A 25,012-nucleotide genomic window follows, 5' to 3' on the forward strand; every position below is an offset into this window, starting at 1 on the left:
AACGGCAGCCAGCTGTCTTCGCTGTCGACGTCAGCGTCGACGGGCATCAGCACGGCGCAAAGTGGGGTGAACTCGCTGTCCACTGGCTTGAGCGCGACGAACAGCAATGTCACATCGTTGTCGACGGTAGTTTCGGCCGGACTCGCGAATGCCGTGCAGTACGACGACAGCACGCACGCCAAGGTGACGCTGGGTGGTGTTGGCGCCAGCGCGCCGGTGACACTGACGAACGTGGCAGCGGGCGCGGTGAACGCGACGAGCACGGATGCGATCAACGGCAGCCAGCTGTCTTCGCTGTCGACGTCAGCGTCGACGGGGATCAGCACGGCACAGAGTGGGGTGAATTCGCTGTCCACTGGCTTGAGCGCGACAAACAGCAACGTTGCATCGTTGTCGACAGGCTTGAGCACGACGAACAGCACGGTGACGTCGCTGTCGACCTCGGCGTCGACGGGCATCAGCACGGCGCAAAGTGGAGTGAACTCGCTCTCCACAGGCCTGAGCACAACCAACACCGCGCTGACATCGCTGTCGACCTCGGCGTCGACTGGGATCAGTTCGCTGTCCACGAGCGTTGCCAACGCTGTGCAGTACGACGACAGCACGCACACCAAGGTGACGCTGGGTGGTGTTGGCGCCAGCGCGCCGGTGACACTGACGAACGTGGCAGCGGGTGCGGTGAACGCGACGAGTACGGATGCGATCAACGGCAGCCAGCTGTCTTCGCTGTCGACGTCAGCATCGACGGGGATCAGCACGGCGCAAAGCGGGGTGAACTCGCTGTCTACTGGCTTGAGCACGACGAACAGCAACGTCGCATCGCTGAGCACGGGTCTGAGTACGACTAACAGCAACGTCGCATCGCTGAGCACGGGTCTGAGTACGACCAACAGCAACGTCGCGTCGCTGAGCACGGGTCTGAGCACCACGAATAACAACTTGACGTCGCTGTCGACAGTGATCTCGACCGGCCTTGGGAACGCTGTGATGTATGACAATGCATCGCATAACAGCGTCACCCTTGGTGGGGTCGGAGCAACCACCCCTGTTCTTCTCACCAATGTTGCGGCCGGAGCAGTGACTGCCAGCAGTACACAGGCGGTCAACGGCAGTCAGCTGTACAGCCTGTCGACTTCCTTGAGAGGCGAGATCACTTCGTTGTCGACCAGCCTGGGGGCAACGAACAGTCAGGTGACGTCACTGTCAACCACGGTGATTTCAGTGAATGGCTCGGCTTCAGGGACGGGGGCGCCAGGTGCGGTTGGCGGTACTGCGCCTGGCGGTGCGCTCCTCACACAAGGGACTTCTGGGACAACGGTCACCCAGGTATCGGCTTCTTGTACGACTGCCAACGGCGTCGATTCGACGGCGAACGGGGTGTGCGCACATGCAACGCAAAACGGTGCGACAGCTTACGGTTCAAATGCGCGAGCCACGGCCGCGAATGCGACTGCCATCGGCTTCCGCGCCGCTGCTTCCCAGGACGGTGCCGTCGCCATTGGTTACAACGCCCAGGCGACCGGAGATCCGACCGTCGCCATCGGCTACAACGCGACAACGTCCGGCAACAACTCAGTTTCCATCGGGGCCAACGCATCGGCACCTGCAAACAACGCGGTTGCATTGGGGGCGGGCTCGGTGGCGGACCAGGACAACACCGTATCGGTAGGGGCGCCGGGCGCAGAGCGTCGTATCACCAATGTTGCACCTGGCGTCAACCCAACGGATGCAGTCAACGTGTCTCAGCTTCAAAGCGTCCAGCAAAGCGTCAATACTGTTGCCAAGCAAGCCTATTCGGGGGTTGCAATGGCCGGTGCGCTGGCGGGCCTGCCGCAGGTGGAGCCAGGTAAGACGGCTCAGATTGGTGCGGGCTTTGGGAGCTATGGAGGCTATACCGCACTGGCAATTGGAGGGAGTGCGCGCGTGACACAAAACACGATTGTCAGGCTGGGGGTGAGTGCCACAACATCCGGACGCACGATGGTCAATGGAGGCGTGGGGTACTCATGGTAATGCCCCATGCTTTGAAGCCTTGCTAGATCAGTGGTTATGGCCAGTGGTCCACATTGCATATGACCGGGAGCCTGCAGCGTTTGGCGGCTCCCGATCGTGTGCCCTTTTCTTGGTGTGAGTGAACATGAACGGACTGCGTATTGGAATCACCATCGGCCTTCGTGAGCCGAACGAGAGTCTATGGGTCAACGGCATCAAGCAGAACGCCCTGTTCCTCGCAAAAGTGTTGATGAAGTCTGACCGGGGTCATCGGGTAACGCTGCTCAATACGACTGATGTGCCGGTGACAAGTGCCCTGCCATGGCGCCTGAGCGAGTTTGATACACGCCCCTTTGTGGAGGCCAAAGATGATCTTGATGTTCTGATCGAACTCGGCGGCCAGATTGATGCTGAGCAAACCGCTTACTTGAAAGCGCGCGGCGTCAAGATCATCAGCTACGTGTGCGGTTTTGAATACATCCATGTCACCGAGTCGGTGCTGTTCGGCCGTCGGATGTGGGACACGTTGTTCGTCAACAGAGGGTATGACGAGATCTGGGCGATTCCTCAGGTCGCCAAGTCATCACTGCCATTCCTGCAGTCGCTACGGCGTTGTCCGGGGCGCATCGTTCCGTTTGTGTGGGATCCCATGTTCCTGGAGGAGCGCGCTAGCGTATTTCCGCTGCATGGGGAGTACCGGCCAAGCGGAAAGAGCGGGAAACGGCTGAGTGTGATGGAGCCCAATCACAATGTCGTGAAGTGCTGCCTGTATCCGATGCTGATTATCGACGAGGTTTATCGTCGTAACCCAGGGTTGATTGCGTTCACGCACGTAACGAATGCTGACCATCTTGCGCGTGCGAGTCCTGAGTTTGTGATGCTGATGAACCAACTGGAGATGGTTCGTGCCGGCAAAGCCAGCTTTGTCGGTCGCTTTGAAACGCCGGCGTTTCTGTCGGAGCTGACCGACGTGGTGGTATCCCACCAGTGGGAGAACCCGCTCAACTATTTCTATTTTGACGTGTGCTGGCAAGGATATCCCCTCGTACACAACGCGAGTCTTGCCCAGGACATCGGCTACTACTACCCAGGCAACGACGTGCAGAACGCCGCGGAGCAACTCACGCTCGCGCTGCGGCATCACGACGAAGACTGGGAGGGCTACATGCGGCGACAGCGGCAATCTCTACTTCGATTCACGTGCGAGAGTCCGGCGCTTGTGTCCAGGTACGACGCGCTGATAGACAACCTGTTCCGTTAGCGGTTTTGCGCGAGATGGGTTTTGCGCGAGATGGTTTGCGGAGCAGGTGAAGGATGTGTTCAATGCAAAAAGATAACGATAGGCTTCGAGTTGGCATCTCGCTGTTTGCGCGTGAAGGCCAGAGTATCTGGGAAAACGGGATCCATCAGAACATCGCCTTTCTGGCCATGATGTTGAGTCGATCGGACCGGGTTGGCCAACTCTATTTCCTCAACGGAGGCGATGCGCAGTCGTTACCGGCTGGGTTGGATCTTGCTGGGCTCAATGTGCCGCTGGTCAATCCGCGTGATGTCACGCACGAACTCGACGTCGTAATCGAGATGGGTGCACAGTTGCCGGTTGAGTGGCTCAAGCAGATGAAGGCGCTGGGCAAGAAACTGATCGCGTTCTTTGCGGGGCACATGTATGCGGCGTTGTGCGAAACCCCGATGTTCGGCAAACCGTCTGGGCACATATTCAATGGCGGCCCATTCGATGAGATCTGGACATTGGCAGAGTATGAGAAAACCTCGAAAGCGTTGCTGCAGACGCTGACGCGCGCACCTGTCTATCTGATGCCGCACATCTGGTCTCCGTACTTTCTGGAGCGGCGCATTGCGCAACTTGCCAACGAGGGCATCGCGTTCGGTTATCGACCTGGACGTGGGCAATGGCGCTTGTCAACGCTGGAGCCGAACATTTCGGTTGCGAAGACTTGCCACTATCCGATGCTGGTCTGTGAGGAGTTCTTCCGCGCAAAGCCGGATGCAGTTGAGCATCTTTTCGTCGTCAACGCGTTGCACTTGAAGGAGCATCCAACCTTTTTGTACTTCGCAAATAGCTTGAACCTCGTCCGGAAACACAAGGCAACGTTCGAGCAGCGGCTTGAATTGCCGGGTTTCCTGGCGCAGCACGCGGATGCCGTTGTTTCGCACCACTGGGAAAACGCACAGAACTATCTGTACTACGACGTGCTGTATGGCGGCTATCCGCTCATCCACAACTCTACGATGCTTGGCGATGCCGGGTACTACTACCCGGACTTTGATTCTGAAGCGGGCGGTCGGGCCCTCCTGAATGCTTGGCAGATGCACGACGCGCAGCTTGATCACTATCGGGCGAAAGCCAACGCGTTGCTGAGATCCGTCGCGATCGACCGTCCTTCAAACCTCGACGCGTTCGTTACGCGTCTTCTCGCCTAATCTCTTGTAGAGAGGACGTATGTCGATATCGAAATCTCATGACGTGATCAATGGCAACAAGCGTCTGGTGGTTGGTGTCTCGTTGTTTGTGCGAGGCACGGGCCAGTCGTTGTGGGAGAACGGCATCTTTCAGAACTGCCTGCTGCTGATCCTCTTGCTGCGCCAATCGCCGGTTGTGGCCGAGGCCGTGATGGTGAGTGGGGGTGGCGGTGGGGCGGCAGACCCGAGGATGATGCTCGATGAGTGGAGTGTTCCGTTGCTGACGCAAGACGAAGCTATGCAACGCTGCGATCTGGTCATTGAGATGAGTGCGCAGTTCAGCGTTGATTGGATCACGGCCTTCCGACGGCGCGGCGGGAAAGTTGTGACGATGCGCGTGGGCAATGACTATGTTATTGATATTGAGCGCGCCATCTTCAATAAGCCATCGGGGTTCCTGTTCTCTGGTGCGACGTACGATGGCGTATGGACGATCCCGGAATTCGAGCATTCCTGTCTGCACTACTACCAAACAGGGTTGCGCTCGCCCGTGAAGATCCTGCCGCATCTATGGCATCCAATGTTGTTCGATCGAGCTCGGGCCACTCTGGGCGCTGGCCTGTCGTTCGGCTATCAGCCTGGCAATCCGCGTTGGCGAGTCGCGATGTTCGAACCAAATATCTGTATGGTGAAGACCAGCATCATTCCAATGCTGATCACTGAGGAAGCGTATCGCACTCGGCCAGACTTTCTCGAATACGTGCGGGTGTGCAACACGCTCCACATGAAGGATCACCCGACGTTTGTGCATTTCGCCAGAAGTCTGGACATTGTCACGCACGGATTGACGACGTTCGAAGGGCGGTTTGCGGTCTATGAGTTCATGGCGGCACATGGTGATGCGGTGGTCTCCCACACGTGGGAGAACGCACAAAATTACCTCTACTACGAGCTGCTATATGGAGGCTACCCCCTGATCCATAACTCACCATATCTTGGCAAGGCAGGCTATTTCTATCCTGACTTCGATTGTCAGGAGGGGGGCAGGGCATTGTTGGATGCGTTCTCAAAACATGATGACAACCTTGATGCCTATCGCGAAGAGGCGGCGCATGTTCTTGATGCTGTGAGTATCGATAATCCAAAGAATGTTGCCGCCTACACGGAAGCGATCTCAGTGCTCTATCAGACCATATAGAGGCAGGGAAAGTGATCAACGGAGGCAGATTGGATTTCCCGCCGATTGGCGGAGCCTGAAGATGAAACCGAGTCTGACCTGCCCTCACAAGATTCCATCTAACGGAGGGTCATAGCGTTCCACGACGCATTCCAAAGGGTCACCGCTCCGGTACTCCAAGCCAAGAGATCTGCGTTGTGGCGAAGCTAAAGCGGTCAATGCATATCAGCGAATAGACATCTTTGTTTGAGCTTATCGGTTAGCCGGGGGGATTCAAATTGCACCTTAGGTTAATCGTTATTTGCACCGTAAGTGCGCTCGCTTTCGCTTACCCAACGAACTCTATATGTAGGCATTTTGCCGACCGCCTTTGCGTTGTCCGGTCCGTTGAGCGGGAGACATGTGCGTCCGCTTTTGAACGAGACTCCAGTGCTGTCCGGCGTAACGATTGTTTTTTGATCTAATAATCTTCAGTTCGATACCCTGCCATGGTCGGCGATCTATCGATGGTCACGGATAGCCAAGCATGCCTTTGGTTTCCGAAGAATCGGAGTGTGACACTTGAAATGATCGGCCACAGAATTGTACCAGAAGAGGATAATTAATTAACGGTTTTTCATCTTGCCTCCCGGGTGTTGCTGATTTTTTAGAGTGCCACTAATCCGATATGAAATATGAGAGTTGCTTCTGTTGAAGATGATGCTGTGCAGGCAGATTTGATAAAAAAAATTGTTGAATCAGCTGGCTATGAGTGCGAAAGTTTCGGAGATGGTGTTTCAATTATTCGTGCACTCAGAAGTCAGATATTTGATCTTTTTATATTAGATAAAAATCTACCTGATATTGATGGGCAGGAGTTGGTTCAGTGGATACGAAATACGGTTGGTTCAAGCGCGCCAATCATTTTTCTGACGTCCTATGTTTCGGAGTCATTCGTGGTTGGGGCATTGAATGCGGGAGCCGATGACTACGTAGCGAAACCGATAAAGGCGAATGAGCTTGTGGCAAGAATCAGCGCGTTGATGCGGCGGTCCTATCCTTCATCGCGATTTGAAAGCGCAGTCCTTCACATTGATCCGTTCAGTCTTGATGTGCGAACGAAGACCGCAATGCTGCATGGTAAGGACGTCGGGCTGGCGCCTCGTGAGTTTGATGTAGCGATGTACTTGTTCAAAAATATTGGGCAACTCGTGCCGCGGGATGCAATTGAGAAGGCGGTTTGGGGACGCGTGATCGGGCCGGATTCGAGAACACTGGACACGCATGTATCGCGAGTGAGAATGAAGTTGGGGGTAAGGCAAGAGAACGGCGTACGATTGATCAATGTCTACTCTCACGGGTTTCGCCTAGTCAGGGTGAGTGAAGGCGGAGAAGATCCTCTGCGGAGTGCACTGGCTGCCATCTAGATCCCCCTTTATTGAAGATCATGAACATGCAAAAGGCGCGTGCCGACTTTTTTTCAGATGTCTATCAAAAGAATCTGTGGGGGAGTGCTCAGAGTCGATCCGGTGAGGGCTCGGAGCTGGGGTGGACCAGCGACCTAGTGGAAAAGTTGCCGATCTTGCTGCGCACGCATGGCGTGCGATGCCTGCTAGATGTGCCGTGCGGCGATTTCCACTGGATGCAGGCGATCGATCTTGAGAACGTGGAATACATCGGCGGTGATATTGTTCCGCAGATCGTGGTTGCCAATCAGGAGCGGCATGGTTCGGCAAGCCGCCGCTTTATCGAGCTGGATATTGTTGCTGATGCTTTGCCATCGGCTGACATGATCTTTGTGCGGGACTGTTTCATCCATTTCGACAATGCACTGGTGTTTGAGGCGCTGCACAATATTGCGCGAAGCAGTATCCGGTATCTGTGCATGACGCATGATCTGAATGCGGCCCGCTATCCGAACGGACAAAACATCGAATTAGATCGTGCGAAAGCAGGGGTTAATTTCGAGTATCGTCCGATTCACTTCGAACTGCCGCCGTACTCGTTTCCACCTCCCGCTGCGGCAGTGAAGGATGGTGATCACTGGGCCATGTCGGGCGGCGTCAAGACGATGGCGGTATGGGACATGGCAGCGGTGAGGGCAACGCTATCTGCGCGATGACGCCTTTTCTTTCTGCATCACCCCACGTCAGAGTTGGTCGCGTCAGGAAGTCAAGATTTCGTGCATCGGCGAGGGGGATTGGTTCGCTCTTCAACTGTAAGGGCGGTAACCATGCAGTCGACTGGGACGCCGAAGCACTCGATGTGGCGAGGCGGTTCCTTGCGGGATTCGTACCATGATGCTTGGCGCTTGCGCTGACTGTCTTGCTGGTTGCTATGCTCGAAGTACACGTTGCCGGAGTTGAGCTCACGCATGACTTGGGGCGTATTAAATGCGTAAACCTTGTGACATTAGAATCGTCAGCCCGCAGGCCGGCTCGGTACATGAGTACCCGTGAGCGCTGGTTGAGCCACGGTTTCCGGGATGCGAATTAAGCAGGTCAACTGCTCAGTGATCGCGCAGCGCATCTGGACAGAAACACTGCGCAACCGGTCGTACCGTGAGGCACGATTCGCCGCGGCGTATTACTCAGCGATCAGGTGTCGATCAAATGAAGGAACTGCCTCACGCGTGGACTGCTGCCGTCACTAAAGAAGGCTTGCGGCGTTGTATCTTCAGCGACCACACCGCCGTCCATGAAAACGACTCGGTCCGCAACATCTCGGGCGAATCGCACTTCGTGCGTGACAATTAGCATTGTCATGCCTAGTTTTGCGACATCACGCATTACGTTCAGGACATCCTCACGTAGCGCTGGATCGAGGGCGGACGTAGGCTCGTCGAAGAGTATGACTTCCGGATCCATCGCGAGCGCGCGTGCGATCGCTACTCGCTGCTTCTGACCTCCGGATAGCCGTCCTGGATATTCGTTGGCCTTTGCTGCCAGGCCAACCTGTGTCAGCAGGTGCATAGCACGCTCGGATGCCTGCGCATGAGGAACGCCCTTGACGCTGATCGGACCCTCCATCACATTTTCCAGTGCAGTTCTGTGCGGAAAGAGGTTGAATGACTGGAATACCATTGCCGTGCGCTGGCGGATCGCGCGAATCTTCCTCTTATGCTCAAGCGAGGGCTTCGAAGAGCCTGCGCATTCGACATCAATGCCGCACACAGTTACGGTTCCCGCATCCGGCATTTCGAGGAAATTCAGCGAGCGTAGCAGCGTGGTCTTGCCCGACCCAGATGGGCCCATCACCACAACCACTTCGCCCTTCGATACGCTGAAGTCGACACCGCGCAAGACCTGGTTGTCGCCGAAAGCCTTCGAAAGCCCTTGAACTTCAATTGTCCTGATACTCGTATTCATACAAAGCGCCTCGACAAGCGATTCTCGAGGATCGTCTGGACTATCGTGAGAATCTGGTTGATGCCCCAGTAGATAAGGCCGACCATCAGGAATATTTCCATGTAGCGGAAGGTGGACGCGCCAACCTGATCGGCCACGCGGGTTAGCTCTACTACGGTGATGGTTGAAGCAAGCGATGTGTCTTTGATTAGTGCAATCAATCGGCTGCCGACGGGCGGAATGGCGATGCGCAGCCCCTGAGGGAGGATAACTCGCGACATGGCTTTCCAATATCCCATGCCCAGCGACATTGCGGCTTCCCATTGACCTTTGTCCACTGCGTTGATGCCCGAGCGGAAGTTTTCGCTCAGATATGCTGCCGCGAACAGCGATAGCGCGAGAAGTGCGGCGGGAACCGGGTCAAGTGTTAGGCCATATCGGGGCAAGCCGAAATAGATAAGCAGTATCTGTACGAGCAACGGTGTGCCGCGGAAGATCGAAACGTATGCGAATGCGAGTGCGCGCAGTACACCGATGCTCGAGATACGGGCCAGCGCAACGAACAACCCAAGCGTCGAGCCAAGAACGAATGACGTTAAGCCGAGGAAGATCGTCATCAGCACCGCGCTTTGCAACAGCGGCAGCGAGCGCATGAAGAGTTCAATCATGACTACTCCTTTTGCGCCTTTGCTTTGGCGATCGTTCCTGGCATGTCGTAGTCGCGTCCGACCCACTTCTTCGCAATGTCCCGAATCGTCCCGTCAGCCATCATTTCCGCGATCGCCTTATTGACTGCCGCGCGCAAGGCCGGTTGCCCCTTCACCATTGCAGGTGCGGATAGCTGGTAGATCAAGGGTTCGCCCACCTCCTTCACCGGTAAGTGATTGACGTTGGCGTACTTCATGCCACCGAAGTGAGAAATAATCACCGCGTCGATCCGGCCACTGCCCAGATCGTTAAAGACGAGTCCCCCATTATCGTAGGAGCGGATAGCCGAGTTACTCAGGTGTGCGCGTGCCCATATTTCATTGCTGGAGCCTGTGACTACGCCCACTCGCTTACCTGTAAGCGTGTCTTTTCCCTTGATGTCCGTATTGCTGGCAGATACAAAAATGCGGAAATCCTCCACGCCGTATGGATCGCCGAAATCAACCTGTTGTTCGCGTTCAGGCGTAGGTGTGAGATCGTTCATTACGAGGTCGTACTTGCCCGTCTTCAACCCTTCTACGAAGTTCTTGAACGAATCGGCGACGAATATTACATTCGGCACGCCAATGCGCTTGCCCACTTCCTTTGCAATCGCGACGTCATAGCCGACCGGATTGTTGCTTTCGTCAAGCATGCTCCACGGTGGACTGCTCTGAGTGTTGGCCACCCGCAATGTGCCGTTCGCTTTCGCTTGAGCAAGCAGGTCTGCCGCCTGCGCAGTAGCGGCAAAACTGAACGTTGCCCAGAACGCCACGAAACTCGCTGTCGTGAGGGCGTGTCTCCATTTATCGATTGTTTTCATGTCGTACTCACAAATCACAGTCAGTTGAACGGGAAAATACTAGGTGCCGGCTGCCCGGCTTTGTTTGAATGCGTCCAGACCGGTAAACAGGTCTTCAAGTAGCATCGTTGGGTCCTCCAACCCAATTGAAAGGCGCACGATCGGCCGGTCGGTCAACGGGAATGCACGCTCGGCCTGCAGTGGGGCCGGATAGTAGGCAGCGAGGCTATGCACCCCCCCCCCAGCTCGCACCGATGGCGAAATGCTGGAGCGCATCAAAAAATGCAGTGAACGCGGCCTCCGGTCCGGGTTGGAGAATCAAAGAGAAGAGACAGCCGCTGCTCGAAAAGTCCCGCCTCCAAATGGCGTGGCCGGCGTCGGACGGTAGCGCCGGGAACAACACCTTGTTCACTTCCGGGTGGCGTTCGAGTTCTCTCGCAATTTGAAGCGCCGCGGCGCTTTGGGCTGCGAAGCGCACCTTCAACGTTTCCAGACCGCGCATTACAAGGAAGCAATCGTCTGGACTGGTCTGCTGGCCGAGAGTGCTCTGGGTCTCGCGCAATGTTGCGTAGTAGTCGGCGTCATTCATGCTGATGCTGCCCATAAGCAGATCAGAATGGCCGCCGAAGAATTTCGTCGCGGCTTCGATGCTGAAGTCCACACCGTGCTCCAGGGGCTTGAAAGCCAGCGGACTTCCCCACGTGTTGTCCATCATCGTCAACACACCGTGATGCTTTGCGATCTCGACGATCGCCGGGGTGTCGGGCATTTCCATCGTCACCGTGCCCGGTGACTCCATGCAGATCATGCGAGTGTTGGGCTTGATGTAGTTATCAATCTCAGCTCCGATTGCGGGCGGATACATTTCGACGTCGACGTTGAAGTGCGCCAGCCAGTTATGCGCGAACGTCTTTAGTGCGCCATAGCAGGCAGCGGACACAAGCAGGTGATCGCCACCGCGCACGAATCCCATGACGGTCGTCATCAGCGCGGACTGGCCTGAAGGGGTCACCACGCAATGCGCACCGCCTTCGAGTTCGGCGATGCGATGCTCCAGTTGGCGAGCCGTTGGTGTTCCGGTGATGCCATAGCTGTAGCCGTCCGGTTGACGCTCCTTACGGTGCGTAAAGTCGGCCAGAGAGTCGAATACGACGGTGGATGCCCGCACGACGGCTGGGGACAGGCTGCGGAACGGCTGCGGCGCATTGTGGATTTGACTTGTCATCGTGCTCTCGGTGATTGCTGGTGTTGTATCGACGACTTCAGTTTACTTTCGCTCGAGCCTAGGTCAACATCGAGGATAATTAAGTCAATAAGCTGCGGTTATGAGAATCAGGGATATCGAAGTGTTCAGGGCGGTCATGAATGCGGGTAGCACGAGCAAAGCGGCAGCCTTGCTCGGCATCTCGCAACCGGCTGTGAGTCAAGCCATCAGGCGTCTGGAGGCCATGGCGGACTTCGACTTGTTCGAGAGGGTGCGTAGCCGGCTCGTTCCGACCCAAGAGGCTGTCGCTCTGATGCGAGAGGTGGACCAGTATTTCCGTGGCTTCGAGGTCATCGAGCATCGAATCCGTAGTCTGCGGTCTTACGGATTAGGGCGGATGGCTATCGCCTGCCTGCCAGCACTAGGTACAGGCTTTCTGCCTCGCGTCATCGCAGCGTTTGATGCTTCGTCCAGACACGTACAAATATCGCTGCAAGTAATGAGCTCACGCGAAGTACATGAAAAGGTTTTGGCAGGGCAGGTGGATTTCGGCCTGATGTCCGACGAGATGTCGATGGCCGGCCTGGAGCACTCGCTATTCTTACGGATGCAGGCTGTAGCAGTAATGAACCGACATCACCCTTTGGCTACGCGTCCTTTCATCGCCGTCGCAGATTTGCCCGAATTCCCCTTCATCGCGCTGAATCCCGAAGACAGCACCAGGCTGCGCCTGGACACGCAGCTTACGGCGCGCGGAATTCGCCTCAAGACGGTCGTCGAAACGCCGTATTCGCACACAGTATGCGAACTGGCGCTCGCAGGGGTTGGCATAGGAATCGCTCATCCTCTCGTGACGTTGGACTTCGCAGAGCGGGGACTCGTCGTGAAGCCGATTGACGTCGAGGTGATGTTCACGGGGGTACTCGTGTTTCGCCCCGGCACCCCCCACGCTGAGACCGTGAGGCTATTCATGCGACACATGAGAATGCAGCTCGAACGTGACCAAAAGGCGCTCAAACTAAGAAGCCGCCAGGATTCGTGAATATGTGAGGCTTGTCGGCTCCCCGCAAATCAGTGCCAAGCCAAACGTGAGGTCGCCAGGTTGTTGTGAATGCGGAGTTCGGTGAGTGTAAGCCTGCCGAGGCTGTTATATGGAATCTCTTGATTGCAATCGTCTAACCATTGCTCGGTGTGCTCACGTACCTCGCCGAGCGTGTGGGGGCGTGCATATCGAGCACATCGCGTCGATAGCTGCCTTTGAGGTGTGCGATGCATTCTGCATCGGGCGATCCGGTTCGATGAAGTCCAGCGCTATCCCCTACGTGCGGCTCATTCGGCCAGCGCCAGCCCGATGAACTCCTGGCCGTTGTCCAGGCACAGTTTGTCCGGGTAGGCGACAGCCGCAGAAGCTATCGGTTGGTCCGCATAGCGGTAAGAATGGCTTCGAAGCTTTGCTGGTCAAGCCTTCCGTCCTCTGAAAGGGAGTGCGCTGTGCGGCACCTCGACAGACTTTATTTTTACCCGACAGACTTTATTTTTACCCGACAGACTTTATTTTTACCGATCAGCACCAGCAAGCCCCACGAGATTCCGTTACACTAATAATTGACGCATCAATCATTGATGTATCATTTGTCTTGTCGATCTCCCCACCATGGCCGTCCACACTGCGCTACCGCATTCCCATACCCAAGTCTTGCCGTTCAAAGAGTCGCTGCTGGCGATGATCGGCATCTGCTTTGTTGTCGTGCTGGTGGCGCTGGACCAGACTGTGGTCGGTACGGCACTTCCGACGGTGGTAGCGGAGCTCAAGGGCTTTGAGCTGTATGCGTGGGTGGCAACGTCGTATCTCCTGACCTCCGTGGTGACGGTGCCGATCTTCGGCCGGCTGGGAGACTTCTACGGCCGCAAGCCGTTTGTGATTGCATCCATCGTGGTGTTCACGCTGGCCTCCATCATGTGCGGCATGGCGGGCAGCATGAGCTTTCTGGTGTGGTCGCGCGCGCTGCAGGGCATTGGCGGCGGCATGCTGGTCGGTACGGCTTACGCGTGCATTCCCGACCTGTTTCCCGATGCGCGCGTACGTTTGCGCTGGCAGGTGATGCTGAGTGCCTCGTTCGGTATCGCCAACGCCATCGGCCCGACGCTGGGCGGCTGGATGACGCAGGCGTTCGGCTGGCGCTCGGTGTTCTACGTGAACATTCCGTTTGGTGTGCTGAGCCTATGGTTTGCGTGGCGATTTTTGCCGCACCTGCGCCAGAACGTGCACACCGGGCGCATTCGCCTGGACTGGCAGGGCGCGGTGTTGATTACGGCAGCGCTGGGGGCGCTGCAGTTTTTTGTGGAATTGCTGCCGCGCCAGGGCCTGTCGCTACCGTTGGTGGGCTGGCTGGTGCTGTCGGTAGCGGCGTTCGTGGGCTTGTGGTGGTGGGAGCAGCGCGCCGAACAACCGCTGCTGCCGTTCGACATGCTGCGTAATCCGGCGCTGGCCACGCTGTTTGTATTGGCCATGCTGTCTGGCTTCTCCATGTTTGCGGTGCTGTTCTATGCGCCGCTGCTGTTCCAGGGTGGTTTCGGCATGTCGCCGCAGGAGGCGGGGCTGGTCATCACGCCGCTGGTGGTGTGTATCACGCTGGGGAGCATCATCAATGGGCGCATCGTTACGCGCATCCCTAATCCGAACGCCATGCTGTATGCCGGGTTTGCGCTGTTCACGCTGGCGCTGGCCGGCATGGCGGCGTCGTCCAGGGCAATGCCGCATGTGGCGCTGGCCGGGTTGATGTTGCTGGCTGGCCTGGGGCTTGGTTTCGTGCTGCCCAACCTGACCGTGTTTGCCCAGCAGACGGCTGGCCGCGCGCACCTGGGCATTGCCACGGCGCTGCTGCAGTCACTGCGCATGGTGGGCGGCATGGTGGGCACGGCGCTGGTCGGCACGATGGTGAGCGAGCGCTATGCCTCCGGCGTGGGCGACGCCCTGCGCGCAGACAACGCAACCCAATGGCTGCACAAGCTTGCTGACCCGGAAATCCTGATCGACCACGACGCGCAAACCGCTTTGCTCACGCAGATGCACGCCGCGGGCCACGATGGCGCCGCGCTGCTCGAAGCGGCCCGGCACGTGCTGGTGGGGGCGATCCATATTGGCCTGATCGCCGCAACAGTCGTGGCAGCCATTGGCCTGTGGCGTGTGCGCCGTGTGCCGCCGGTGGTGCTGCATCACGTGGAGCCCGTACAACACACGGAATAAGGTGTTTGTGCCCAGTTCGTGCCACTTAGCGGTTACGATGCGCGCATTCCTGCAATTTCATGCCTGATCGATGACCTCTGAACGCGAACGCTTCGCCGTCATGCACCAGTTTGGCCGCACCTACCGTGCATTCATGGCTGCCTTCGAGGCCCATGTCGGCCAGCCCATGCCGCGTTGGCGCATTCTGCTGGCGTTGCACGACCAGACGGGCGGCGGCCTCGCCCAGAAGCAGCTTGCCGAGCGTCTGCAGATGGATCCCGGTGCGCTCACCCGCCAGCTCAAGGTGCTCGACCAGCTCGGCTGGATCGAGCGCACCACCGACGCACGCGACAACCGCTTGACCAACGTGTCGCTCTCCGATGCCGGCCTGGCCGTCGTGCTCGAATGCATGCCGCGCCGTATCGCCTTCATCAATGCCACGCTGGATGGGCTGCCCGATGATCTCGTCCACGCGCTGTCCGAAGCGCTGGCGCAGATCGAAACACGCCTTGCCGAGGTGCCCATGCTGTCGAGCGAGGCAGACACCAAGAACGCCGATCAGCCCGAAGAACGCTAACGCGTTTGGAATGCGCCCGGAGACACGCCATGCCCATGGTGATCAATAGCGCGCTGTACCGCAACGGCAAGCGCGAACGCGACCTCTCGGTCGAAGACATCAGCGACGTCCTGCACACCCCTGGCTCCTTTGTCTGGCTTGGCCTGCATGAGCCGGACAACGCCATGCTCAACCAATTGCAGGAAGAATTTGCCCTGCACGACCTGGCCATTGAAGATGCACGCAACGCCCACCAGCGCCCCAAGCTGGAGGTGTATGGCGACACGCTCTTCATCGTGCTGAACACCGCCCAGATGGAAGGCGGCAACGTCGTTTTTGGCGAGACGCACGTGTTTGTCGGCAAGGATTTTCTCGTCTCTGTGCGGCACGGGCCGTCCGCCTCCTATTCGCCCGTGCGCGAGCGTTGCGAGCGCACGCCGCAACTGCTGGCTAAGGGTGCACCGTTTGCGTTGTATGCGGTGATGGACTTCGTGGTCGACAACTACCAGCCCGTGCTTGAGCGCATGCAGGAGGAGTTCGAGCACATCGAAAGCCAGATCTTTGGCGACACGTTTGACCGTGCGGCCATCGAGCGGCTCTACACGCTCAAGCGTCAGCTCTTGCGCCTGCGCGGCGCAGCCCTGCCGGTGGAGGACATTGCCGGCCAGCTCGTGCGTCTGCACGAAGACGTGGTGCCCAAGGAGCTGCGTGCGTACTTCCGCGATATTGCCGACCATGCACACCGCGTGGTGGGCGCGCTCGACGTGATTCGCGAAATGCTGACCACGGCCATCTCCGTGAATGTGGCGCTGGTATCCGTCACGCAAAACGATATCGTGAAGCGCCTGGCAGGGTGGGGCGCTATTCTTGCCATTCCAACCGTGGTGTTCAGCAACTACGGCATGAACTTCAAGAGCATGCCGGAGCTGGAACATCCGGCTGGGTATCCCATCGTGCTGGCGTGCACGGCCACCGCTTGCGTGTGGCTGTATCGCAAGCTGCGCAAGTCGGGTTGGATCTAGGTCTAGGAGAGACGGGATGGCGCGCTGCTGCTGGGTCAACGAAGACCCGCTGATGATCGAGTACCACGACACCGAGTGGGGTGTGCCCTCGCACGATGACCGCCATCTCTACGAGATGCTCATTCTGGAGGGGGCGCAGGCCGGGCTGTCATGGCAAACCATTTTGCGCAAGCGGGCGCGCTACCAAGAGGTGTTCGAGGGGTTTGATGCGGCACGCGTGGCGCGTTTCACGCCGGCCTGCATTGAAAAGCTGCTGGCCGACCCCGGCATTGTGCGCAATCGCGCCAAGGTGGAAGGCGCCGTCATCAACGCACGTAAAGTGCTGGAGTTGCAGGAAGAATTGGGTTCGCTCGATGCGTTTCTGTGGGCGTTCGTCGATGGCAAGACCATCGTCAACCGCTGGGACAGCTACCGCGATGCCCCCGCCGCTACCGATGCCTCCAAGGCGATGAGCAAAGCGCTGGTGAAGCGCGGTTTCAAGTTTGTTGGCCCCACCATCTGCTACGCCTTCATGCAGGCCACCGGCATGGTCGATGACCACGAAGCCGGTTGCTTTCGCGCCGGCAAGGCCAAGTAACTACTTGGCAGCAACCGGTTTGAGCTGCATGACCCAATGCGCGAACCGGTCGGCTTCTTCCGGGGTGATCGAGTTGGGCGGCATGGTGCCTGCGCCCCATTTGCCGCTGCTGCCTTTCAGCATGCTCTGCTTGAGCTTGGCAATGGCGTCCGGATCGTTTTTATAGCGCTCGGCAATCGAGCGGAACGGCGGGCCGACTTTGGTCGTGTCCATCGTGTGGCACGCGCGGCAGGTCTCTTCGCTGGAAGAAGACGCGGCGTGTCCGGGCACAACCAGCATGCCGGACAACGCCGCCAATAGGGAGAGCACTGCCGATTTCATCAACGTCATGATTCTGCTTCGGTTCTGGTGCGGGCGCCCGCTGCAAGACTGCGCAGTCGGGCGCCGGTTTGGCTACATGCGGATCAGCGATGCGGCCAGGCTTTGGCAGGTGCGCCCATCACAGGCTCACCCAGCAGCGGCGTCGACAGGGCGTAGGCACCATCTTCCGTAAAGGCCCAGATGATGTTGCGGTCGTACTCGGTGTAGATCGCAAACACACCCTTGCCCAGCGTGTACGACGGCAGTTGCGTCTCGTCAGCCAGCGCGGGGATGAAGTAGCCGGCAATGGACGGATGCGCCGGGTCTTTCACGTCGTAGATCTGCACGCCCGCGTTGTAGAACGAGTACGGCACGATGCCTTGCTTCCAGCCACCCGGCTGGCCGATGGCGTTAGCACGCTTCGGGCCGTAGTTGCCGCCGCGCTGGCAGAAGCTGGTGAACGGCGCACCCGGCGGAATCTCCGGCTCCGGCAGTTTGGTGGCGATCTTCAGGTGCTTCGGATCACGCGCATCGACCACAAAGATGTCCTTGTAGGGCTCATAGCAATCGCGGTTCATCGGGTAGCCGTTGGTGAACACGTAGCCGGTGCGCGCGTACTGGCTCACGTCGGCGTTGTCGTATTCCGTGCCGGCAAAGCTCGGCGGCGTGTTCGCGTTGCTCAGCACCTTCGGCTTGGCCGGGTCGGACAGGTCAAACGAATAGATGCCCAGACCGCCCATTGCACCAAAGCCGATCTTGCCGCCGGCTTCCAGCGGCTTGGGCAGGAAGATCGGGTTGCGCGAGCCCATCCACGACGTGCGGTTGCCGGCGCGCGGGTTCATCAGGTAGGCCTGCTCGTGCTCGGGGTTGCCCAGGATCTGGCCCGGCACGGCAATCTGCGAGACGAACTTCGGATCAGCCGGGTCGGACATGTCCCACACCTGGTAGCCCGGCGAGTACAGATAGTTCGGGTACTCGGTCAGCGCATAGCTGTCGTCCGGCGCGGAAGACAGGATCATGTACTTGCCGCCGTAATACTCAGGCGCATCCAGCGAGCCCGAGCCCTGCTGCTGGCCGATCGGCGCATCGGGGTGCTGGTAGTCGGTGGTACGGGTGGCGATCAGCTTCCACTGGTCCGGCAGCGGGCCGTCCATCTCGAATACCTTGAAGCCCTTGAGCGAGTTGTAGTTGCGCTGGGCGGCCACCTTGTCCGGCTGATCGATCTTCTCGGTCATCAGGCCATAGCGGCCGATCTCGAACGAGGCGACGAGCACCGGTTTGCCGAGCTTCTTGCTCCACGCAATGGTGGCGCCGCCCAGGTAGTCCTGCACGGTGTTCGGATCGTATTTTTCGGTCGAACCCTTCGGGCCCCACACGCCGCCCTTGGAGAACACGACCTTGCCGTTGGCCGGGTCCGTCACGTCCATGATGCGCAGGTAGTCGCGGTCGTGGATGTACAGGTAGCGGCGGCCCTGGAAGTCGGCGATGTTGTTCCACGCATGGAAGGGCGAATCGACGCCCGGATAGAACGCGATCACCTTGACGTTCTTGGCGTAGCTCTTCTTGTCCCACGAGGTCATCTCACCGGGAAAACGCTTGCCCTCATGCACTTCGGGCGTGGCCTTCGGCCAGATGAACTTGCCGGTGGCCGGGTCCATGCCGTAGTCGACACCGGCCTTGAGCGGCACGGGTTTGCGGTCGGGCGTCAGGCGCAGCCAGCCGGCCAGGTACGGGTCTTTGACGTTGGGTGTGCCGGGCGTGCCCGAAGGTGCTGCCGCGGGTGCCTGGCTGGCTGCCGCCTCGCCCGTGGGGGCCGGGCCGGATGCCGTCGCCATCGACGATGCCGTGGCGAGAATGAACGCGAGCGTCGCGCCCTGGGTCAGGGCGGTTTTCAGACGCGGATGTCGCGAGCGAAGCATGGGGTTCCTCCTTGGAATGAAGACGGATCAGAATGCGTGGCGGATGCCAATCTGGAAGCCGGTCGGGCTTTGGCCAGCGTTGGGGTAGGCCTGCCACGTCACCGGGTATGGAATCGACACGTTGTTCTTCAGCTTGATGTGCGCGACGGTCGCGTACAGGTCCGTGCGCTTGGACAATCCGTAGATGTAACCAGCGACGAAGCCCACAGCGTTGGAGACCTTCGTGTTGTTGTCGTCGTGACGGTACACGGCGCTTGCGTAGAGGCGGTTGCGGCCGTCGATGTTCCAGCGCGCGCCGAGCTGCGCATCCCAGCCACGCGAGCTGAATGCAACGTACGGCGGGTAAGCGTAGTAGCCGTTGTACGTGTGGAAGATGGCCGTGGGCTCGAAGCCGCCGATCTTGTAGACGGCCGAGAAATAGTTGTCGCGCGACGAGTTGATGCGCGAGCTGTTGAAGATATCGCGCGTGTATTGCAGTTCGCTCACGGCACCCAGGAAGATCGGGCCGTTGCGGTACTCCAGGCTCGTGCTCAGGAAGCGCCCGGCGCGCGTGGTGTCTTCGGCCCCGGTGGCATACATGACGCGACCGGTGAAGTTATAGAAGGTGGGCGTCTTGTACTGGATGGCGTTGTCCACGCGGTACGACGCGTAGAAGAACTCCATGTTGTTGACCATGCTGAAGTCGGCCGCCCAGCTCGGGTCGGCATAGCCGGCAATCCAGTACGACGGCGTGAACTGGCGGCCGAGCGTGATTTCCCCATACGTGTCGCTCCTGAGACCCACGAAGGATTGGCGGAACTGCGTGGCCTGCTTGCCGTCGTCGGCCGTGAACATCGGCTCGATCGTGAATACGGCACGGTTGCCGTCGCCCAGATCCTCCACACCGCTGATGTTGAAGCGTGAGTTGTTCAGCCCGCCGCTGGACATGCGCGTCACGGTGCCGTTGCCGGAAGAGATGAGGTGCGAGATGTTCAGATCGACGTAGCCAGACAGCCAGACACGCGAGTCAGCCTGCGCAGAGGCGCACACGCACAGCAAGGCGCCGGCGGCGATGAGGTTCCTTTTCATTGGGTCTCCGAGTTTTTGTGTATTTACTGCAGGGAGGGCGGCACACGCAGCGGCAGATCGTGCTGCCTGCTCTTCGCTCACATGGCCGGGCTGAACGGCCCTTCCTATCTGTCTCTACGTCGTTGTGTATACACAGACGCAAAAAATTATACGTAGAGAAGTATTTGAATTAAGAGCACTATTTTTTTATACAAAACGACGGTTTGGTTATAGCGGGTTGACCCGAATAGCCATGGCGCGTCAGAACAGGTGCCGGATACCGATGGCATAGGTCATGGCCGTGCCGTAGCCGCTCTGGCGGTCGTAGACCGTGACCACATAAACATCCGTGCGCTTGGAGAGGGCGTAATCGAGCCCCGCTGCGCCGGTATTGCGGGCGCTGGCGACGTTGCGTGGCGCAGTGCGGCGCGTGTACGCCCATTCCCCCAGCAGCGACAGCTGTGCGGTCAGCGGCACGGAAAGCCCTGCCTGGTAGGTGTGCGAACCAATGCCTGTTGTATTTGTGCGTGTGCCCTGTACTGCGCCATACAGCTTCAGCCAGGCAAAGTCATAGGTTGCCCCGGCAAGGTAGGCGTCTTGGCTGGGCGCTGCCGCCCCTGCAACGACACGGTTGCGTTGCACGGTTGCGACGGCGGTAAATGGGCCCGCCGTGTAATGCAACGACGCGGCCGCGTTGTAAACGCCAGATGCCCCCGCCATGCCGCCCGGCGCATACACGGCGGTGGCCTTCAGACCGTTCAGGGTGGGGCTGCTGTACTGAATGCCGTCGTTCCATACCGTATCGCCCGCAATGGCGCCGCCGTATGAGGCGACGAACGTCTGCATCACCAGCGGCGAGAACAGGATCGACGCCTGGAACGGATTGACGGCTTGTTCGCCGAGATACATCAGGTTGGTATGCCGTCCAAAGGTCAGCTTGCCCAAGTCGCCTTCCAGGCCGACGTAGCTGTTGCGGCCCCAGAACGGATCAGCCGATGTGCGGCCCGTGCCGCCGGTGTCTGGCTGGAAGAAGCTCTCCAACACGGCGACGGCGCGGGTGCCGCCGCCCAGGTCTTCGGTGGTCTTGATGCCCCAGTAGGGTGCAGTCAGCCCGGGGGCCTGCTGCATCAGCGTGGCAGGCGGCCCACCGCTGCGTTTGGAACTCGCCATATCGAGCCCCACCAGGCCGTATAGCGTGACAGAGGTCTGCGCCCAGGCGCAGTGCGACACCGACAGGCTGGCCACGCAAAGGGCCAGCGTCGGCAACGAGCGAACGTGCATGAAGATCCCCCGGGTTGGGAGTGGGTAGGAAGGCGCGGCACAACCTGCGCTGGCCGCGCCGGCGGGTTTCAGACAGCGGGGATGGCGAGTTCCACGCGAGCGCGTGAGAAGTGCTGCGACAGGCTGGCGAGCAGCACATCCCGCTGCGCCAGCCACGATGCCGGTGAGCGGCCAGCCATGTGCGGCGTGACCAGGACATCGCGGTGATGGAACAGTGCGGCCGGCACATCGGGCTCGTTCTCGATAACGTCGAGCCCGGCGCCGGCAATTTCCCCGGCATCCAGCGCATCGAGCAGCGCGTTGGTATCCAACACCGAGCCACGCGACACGTTGACGACGTAGCCCGACGGACCAAGTGCCTGCAGGACCGGGCGATCGATCAGATGACGCGTTTCCGGGCCACCGTTGCACGCGACGACCAGGAAATCGCTCGCGGCAGCCAGCGCTTCTGCACTGGCGTAGTAGTGGCCCGGTGCATCGTTCTGCGCGCGCCGGCCGTGGTACCCGATCGTCATCGCAAAACCTTGCGCGCGAGCAGCAATCAGCCGCCCGATGCGGCCCATGCCGACGATACCGAGCGCGGCGCCCGTCAACGTCGGCCTGGCTTGGCGTGACTGCTGCCACCGGCCTTGCTGCACGGCGGCAGTGAGCGGTGCATAACCACGCGCCAGCGCCAGCAGCATGCCGAATGCATGGTCGGCAACGGTGTCGGCATTGGTGCCCGGCGCATGCGTCACGACAATGCCGCGCCGCGCTGCTGCAGCCACGTCGACGTTCTCATAGCCTGCACCAAACGCACAGACGACCTCCAGCGCAGGCAGTTGGGCCATCTGCGCATCGGACAGCCCCGTCGAGCCGTTGGTTACAACCGCGCGGATCGTGGTGGCGTCCGGCACATCGTGCGGCATACCGTCGGAGTAGTGGTGCAGCGTGTACTGTTTGCGCAGCGCTTGGAGCGTCGATTCCGGCAGCGCAATCAGCGCGAGCACCGCGGCCGGTGCCAAGGTGCTCATGACTGCGTGGGCGCGACTTCTTTCACTGCGCCTTTCCAGCCGTTCTCCGTAATGTCGAAGACCGTGCCGTCGGGCATGCGGTACTTCACCTCGTAGAACACGTTCGGGTCTTTTTCGTGGCGCCCGGTCAGGTAGGTACCGCCTGCCGCGACGACGCGCGCGGCGGTCTCCTCAACGTTGTCGACCCACATGCCGAAGTGGATCACGCCACGCACGTCCTTCAGGCCCGCGTACCCGGGCACGGTCTCGTCCTTGAAGTTGAGCAGCGCGACGTTCATCGTGCCGTCCGTCATATAGATGCCGCGCATGGCGTTGCCGGCGCGGCGCATGCCGAAGGCTTTCTCAAAGAATTGAGCAGCGGCTTCCGGGTCCTCAACTGAAAGCGCGATGTGGCGGAGTTTGTCCATGAATGTCCTCGAAGCGTGGCGGCATGTGCCGTGATGGAAGGTGGTCACGACTTTGACGCAAGTTCCCCGAAGTCTTCACTAGGTATACTACTTATACATTGTGTATACACAAGAATGAATTTATATACCAGAATAGCTTCCAGTCGCCGTCTGATGGAGTTGGAGCCGGTGCGCTTCTTCTCGGACCTTGTTTTCGGGCGCTATGCAGGAGGCTGTAGATGCTGGTTTTGCAGGAACCGCTCGGCAATCTTTCCGCCGAGCTGAGGCAACGCTTTGCGCAGATCGGTGCCGTCTGGGGGCGCGATATCAATGCGCATCGCGATCTGGTGATCAATGCGTACACCCCGCTAGTGGCGGCCGCGGCCAATGACGCAGCCGACGGGTGTGAAGTCCTGCGTGACGTGGCCTATGGGCCGCACGAACGCCAGCGTCTGGATGTGTTCGTCCACACCGCAACACGCGAGGCCGGACAGGCCGATGTGGTGGTGTTCGTGCACGGCGGCGCGTTCCTGCGCGGCAGCAAGAGTTTCAACGGGCTGATCTACGACAACGTGTCGCGCTGGTTTGCGCGGCAAGGGTGCGTGGCCGTCAACGTGGAGTACCGGCTGGCTCCGGAAGCGCCATATCCCGCTGGGGCGGAAGACGTGGCTGCCGCGCTCGATTGGGTGCGCACGCATGCCGTCGCACTGGGCGGCAATCCGCAGCGGATCTTCTTGGTGGGTCATTCGGCGGGCGGCGCGCATGTCGCCACGTATCTCGCCGATCCGGCATTGGCCGCACAGCGCAGCACACCGGTGGCGGGCGCGGTACTGATCAGCGCGCGCGTGGTTGCCGACGTCCTGCCTGACAACCCGAACGCCGCCGGTGTGCGCGCGTATTTCGGGGATGACGCTTCGCTGTATGCGCTGCGCTCACCACTCACGTACGCAGGGCACATCGACGTACCGCTGATGGTGGTCGTGGCCGAGCACGAGAACCCGTATCTCGACGCCTATGGCGCGGCGTTCTTCGAGCGGGTGGCCCAGGCACGTCAGCGCACAGGGCGCCCAGCGCGGGCGCCGCGCTTCGTGCAGATGCTCCGGCACAACCACACCTCGGTGGTCGCGCACTTCGATTCCGGTGAGACGCTGCTTGGCAACGCGATGCTCGATTTCTTCCGCGCCTGACGGCTTGCCGTTCTGCTCATCGTTCATCCAGCAAGCAAAAGAAAACAGGAGATCCGCATGTCCGCATTTGGCAAGCCGCGCGTGTTCGTGCCCGTCGTCACGCCATTCCGTTCTGACCTGAGCGTCGATACGCCGCGCTTTGTCGCGTTCTGTCGCTGGTTGATCGGACAGGGCGCGGGCCTGGCTGTGTTCGGCACCAACAGCGAGGCGAATTCAATGAGCCTAGCCGAGCGCCGTGCCCTATTGGATGCCGTGTTGGCCTCCGATATTGACCGCACGCAACTGCTGCCCGGCACCGGCGCTTGCGCCCTGACCGAAGCGATCGAACTGACCCGGCACGCCGTGGCCGGCCGTTGTGCGGGCGTGCTCATGTTGCCGCCGTTCTACTACCAGGGCGTGAGCGACGACGGGCTGTTCGCGTACTACTCCGAGGTCATCCAGGCTGTGGGGTCGGATGCGCTGCGCGTGCTGCTGTATCACATCCCGCAGTTCACGGGCGTGCCGATTTCGCACGCGCTGATCGAGCGGTTGATTACGGCTTACCCGAACACGGTGGTCGGCATCAAGGACAGCTCAGGCGATTGGGCGAACACCGAGGCGATGCTCAAGCGCTTTCCGGGGTTTGCCGTGTTTCCGGCATCCGAGGCATTGCTGGGCAAGGCGCTGCCGTTGGGCGCGGCGGGCTGCATCTCGGCCACGGCCAACTTGCAGCCGCAAGCGATTGCCCGCCTGCTGGCAGCCACAACGGCTGATGACCGCGCAGTCTGGGAGGCAACGGTGACGGCGTTGCGCACGATCGCGCAGGCGTTGCCGATGATTCCGGCGCTCAAGGCCGTGGTTGCGCATCACATGCAGCACGCCGGCTGGAGCCGCGTGCGGCCGCCCTTGA

At 59.5% G+C, this 25,012-nt stretch carries 23 protein-coding genes and 2 pseudogenes; 14 read left to right on the forward strand and 11 right to left on the reverse strand.

Going from position 1 to position 25,012, the window contains the following annotated elements:
• Positions 1-246: 246 nt before the first annotated feature.
• The 7 genes and pseudogenes from JHD73_RS29765 to JHD73_RS17490 form a co-directional block, all read left to right on the forward strand.
• Positions 247-726: pseudogene (locus JHD73_RS29765) on the forward strand (hemagglutinin); the annotation flags it as partial.
• Positions 727-939: 213 nt separating this feature from the next.
• Entirely contained in the window at positions 940-2,013 is a 1,074-nt protein-coding gene (locus JHD73_RS29155; protein WP_233177027.1) for a YadA C-terminal domain-containing protein, read from the forward strand.
• A gap of 124 nt (positions 2,014-2,137) precedes the next feature.
• A complete protein-coding gene (locus JHD73_RS17470; RefSeq protein ID WP_199031530.1) occupies positions 2,138-3,253 on the forward strand; it encodes a DUF2827 domain-containing protein in 1,116 nt (371 codons plus the stop codon).
• A gap of 62 nt (positions 3,254-3,315) precedes the next feature.
• On the forward strand, positions 3,316-4,434 hold the full coding sequence (locus JHD73_RS17475) for a DUF2827 domain-containing protein (RefSeq protein WP_233177028.1): 1,119 nt from the start codon (positions 3,316-3,318) through the stop codon (positions 4,432-4,434).
• A 19-nt stretch (positions 4,435-4,453) separates the two neighbouring features.
• Complete coding sequence (locus JHD73_RS17480) at positions 4,454-5,611, forward strand: DUF2827 domain-containing protein (protein WP_199031532.1); 1,158 nt, start codon at positions 4,454-4,456, stop codon at positions 5,609-5,611.
• A 653-nt stretch (positions 5,612-6,264) separates the two neighbouring features.
• Positions 6,265-6,996, forward strand: a complete 732-nt coding sequence (locus tag JHD73_RS17485; protein ID WP_199031533.1) for a response regulator transcription factor — start codon at positions 6,265-6,267, stop codon at positions 6,994-6,996.
• Positions 6,997-7,016: 20 nt separating this feature from the next.
• A complete protein-coding gene (locus JHD73_RS17490; RefSeq protein WP_199031534.1) occupies positions 7,017-7,691 on the forward strand; it encodes a class I SAM-dependent methyltransferase in 675 nt (224 codons plus the stop codon).
• Between the two features lie 475 nt (positions 7,692-8,166).
• Here the strand turns inward: JHD73_RS17490 and JHD73_RS17495 are convergent, their stop codons facing one another.
• The 4 genes from JHD73_RS17495 to JHD73_RS17510 form a co-directional block, all read right to left on the reverse strand.
• A complete protein-coding gene (locus JHD73_RS17495; protein WP_021193856.1) occupies positions 8,167-8,937 on the reverse strand; it encodes an amino acid ABC transporter ATP-binding protein in 771 nt (256 codons plus the stop codon).
• Complete coding sequence (locus tag JHD73_RS17500; RefSeq protein ID WP_199031535.1) at positions 8,934-9,584, reverse strand: amino acid ABC transporter permease; 651 nt, start codon at positions 9,582-9,584, stop codon at positions 8,934-8,936. Before JHD73_RS17500 ends, JHD73_RS17495 begins: the two co-directional genes overlap by 4 nt.
• Before the next feature lie 2 nt (positions 9,585-9,586).
• Positions 9,587-10,426: a transporter substrate-binding domain-containing protein gene (locus JHD73_RS17505; protein WP_199031536.1), complete on the reverse strand. Its 840-nt coding sequence runs from the start codon at positions 10,424-10,426 to the stop codon at positions 9,587-9,589.
• Between the two features lie 205 nt (positions 10,427-10,631).
• Entirely contained in the window at positions 10,632-11,630 is a 999-nt protein-coding gene (locus JHD73_RS17510; RefSeq protein ID WP_233177029.1) for a PLP-dependent aspartate aminotransferase family protein, read from the reverse strand.
• Positions 11,631-11,730: 100 nt separating this feature from the next.
• Between JHD73_RS17510 and JHD73_RS17515 the strand changes: the two genes are divergently transcribed.
• Complete coding sequence (locus JHD73_RS17515) at positions 11,731-12,651, forward strand: LysR substrate-binding domain-containing protein (protein WP_199031537.1); 921 nt, start codon at positions 11,731-11,733, stop codon at positions 12,649-12,651.
• A gap of 29 nt (positions 12,652-12,680) precedes the next feature.
• Here the strand turns inward: JHD73_RS17515 and JHD73_RS29160 are convergent.
• A pseudogene (locus JHD73_RS29160) lies at positions 12,681-13,001 on the reverse strand (integrase core domain-containing protein); the annotation flags it as partial.
• Positions 13,002-13,263: 262 nt separating this feature from the next.
• Between JHD73_RS29160 and JHD73_RS17520 the strand changes: the two are divergent.
• The 4 genes from JHD73_RS17520 (at position 13,264) to JHD73_RS17535 (ending at position 16,990) form a co-directional block, all read left to right on the forward strand.
• Complete coding sequence (locus JHD73_RS17520; RefSeq protein WP_199031538.1) at positions 13,264-14,856, forward strand: MFS transporter; 1,593 nt, start codon at positions 13,264-13,266, stop codon at positions 14,854-14,856.
• Positions 14,857-14,926: 70 nt separating this feature from the next.
• On the forward strand, positions 14,927-15,412 hold the full coding sequence (locus JHD73_RS17525) for a MarR family winged helix-turn-helix transcriptional regulator (RefSeq protein WP_199031539.1): 486 nt from the start codon (positions 14,927-14,929) through the stop codon (positions 15,410-15,412).
• A gap of 29 nt (positions 15,413-15,441) precedes the next feature.
• Positions 15,442-16,413, forward strand: coding sequence for a magnesium and cobalt transport protein CorA (locus tag JHD73_RS17530; RefSeq protein ID WP_199031540.1), 972 nt, complete (start codon positions 15,442-15,444; stop codon positions 16,411-16,413).
• 16 nt (positions 16,414-16,429) lie between these two features.
• Positions 16,430-16,990, forward strand: a complete 561-nt coding sequence (locus JHD73_RS17535) for a DNA-3-methyladenine glycosylase I (RefSeq protein WP_199031541.1) — start codon at positions 16,430-16,432, stop codon at positions 16,988-16,990.
• On the opposite strand, the gene JHD73_RS17540 is transcribed toward JHD73_RS17535, so the two are convergent.
• The 6 genes from JHD73_RS17540 to JHD73_RS17565 all read right to left on the reverse strand — a co-directional run bounded on the left by JHD73_RS17540 (position 16,991) and on the right by JHD73_RS17565 (position 22,957).
• Entirely contained in the window at positions 16,991-17,320 is a 330-nt protein-coding gene (locus JHD73_RS17540; protein WP_199031542.1) for a c-type cytochrome, read from the reverse strand.
• Positions 17,321-17,394: 74 nt separating this feature from the next.
• The gene (locus JHD73_RS17545) at positions 17,395-19,209 is read right to left on the reverse strand and encodes a hypothetical protein (RefSeq protein ID WP_199031543.1); all 1,815 of its coding nucleotides are present in this window, start codon (positions 19,207-19,209) and stop codon (positions 17,395-17,397) included.
• 27 nt (positions 19,210-19,236) lie between these two features.
• Positions 19,237-20,277 (reverse strand): porin, encoded by a 1,041-nt coding sequence (locus JHD73_RS17550; RefSeq protein ID WP_199031544.1) that lies wholly within the window; start codon positions 20,275-20,277, stop codon positions 19,237-19,239.
• Positions 20,278-20,517: 240 nt separating this feature from the next.
• The gene (locus tag JHD73_RS17555) at positions 20,518-21,537 is read right to left on the reverse strand and encodes a porin (protein WP_199031545.1); all 1,020 of its coding nucleotides are present in this window, start codon (positions 21,535-21,537) and stop codon (positions 20,518-20,520) included.
• A gap of 68 nt (positions 21,538-21,605) precedes the next feature.
• Positions 21,606-22,550, reverse strand: a complete 945-nt coding sequence (locus JHD73_RS17560) for a 2-hydroxyacid dehydrogenase (protein WP_199031546.1) — start codon at positions 22,548-22,550, stop codon at positions 21,606-21,608.
• Positions 22,547-22,957 (reverse strand): VOC family protein, encoded by a 411-nt coding sequence (locus JHD73_RS17565; RefSeq protein ID WP_199031547.1) that lies wholly within the window; start codon positions 22,955-22,957, stop codon positions 22,547-22,549. The genes JHD73_RS17560 and JHD73_RS17565 overlap by 4 nt, the downstream gene beginning before the upstream one ends.
• Positions 22,958-23,175: 218 nt before the next feature.
• Here JHD73_RS17565 and JHD73_RS17570 point away from each other — a divergent pair, with 218 nt between their 5' ends.
• On the forward strand, positions 23,176-24,123 hold the full coding sequence (locus JHD73_RS17570; RefSeq protein WP_199031548.1) for an alpha/beta hydrolase: 948 nt from the start codon (positions 23,176-23,178) through the stop codon (positions 24,121-24,123).
• A 57-nt stretch (positions 24,124-24,180) separates the two neighbouring features.
• Positions 24,181-25,012: dihydrodipicolinate synthase family protein (locus JHD73_RS17575; RefSeq protein ID WP_199031549.1), on the forward strand; the 832-nt coding region annotated here is incomplete at its 3' end.

This window comes from Ralstonia sp. ASV6, assembly GCF_016429285.1.
In the GTDB taxonomy this organism is placed as follows: Bacteria; Pseudomonadota; Gammaproteobacteria; order Burkholderiales; family Burkholderiaceae; genus Ralstonia; species Ralstonia flaminis.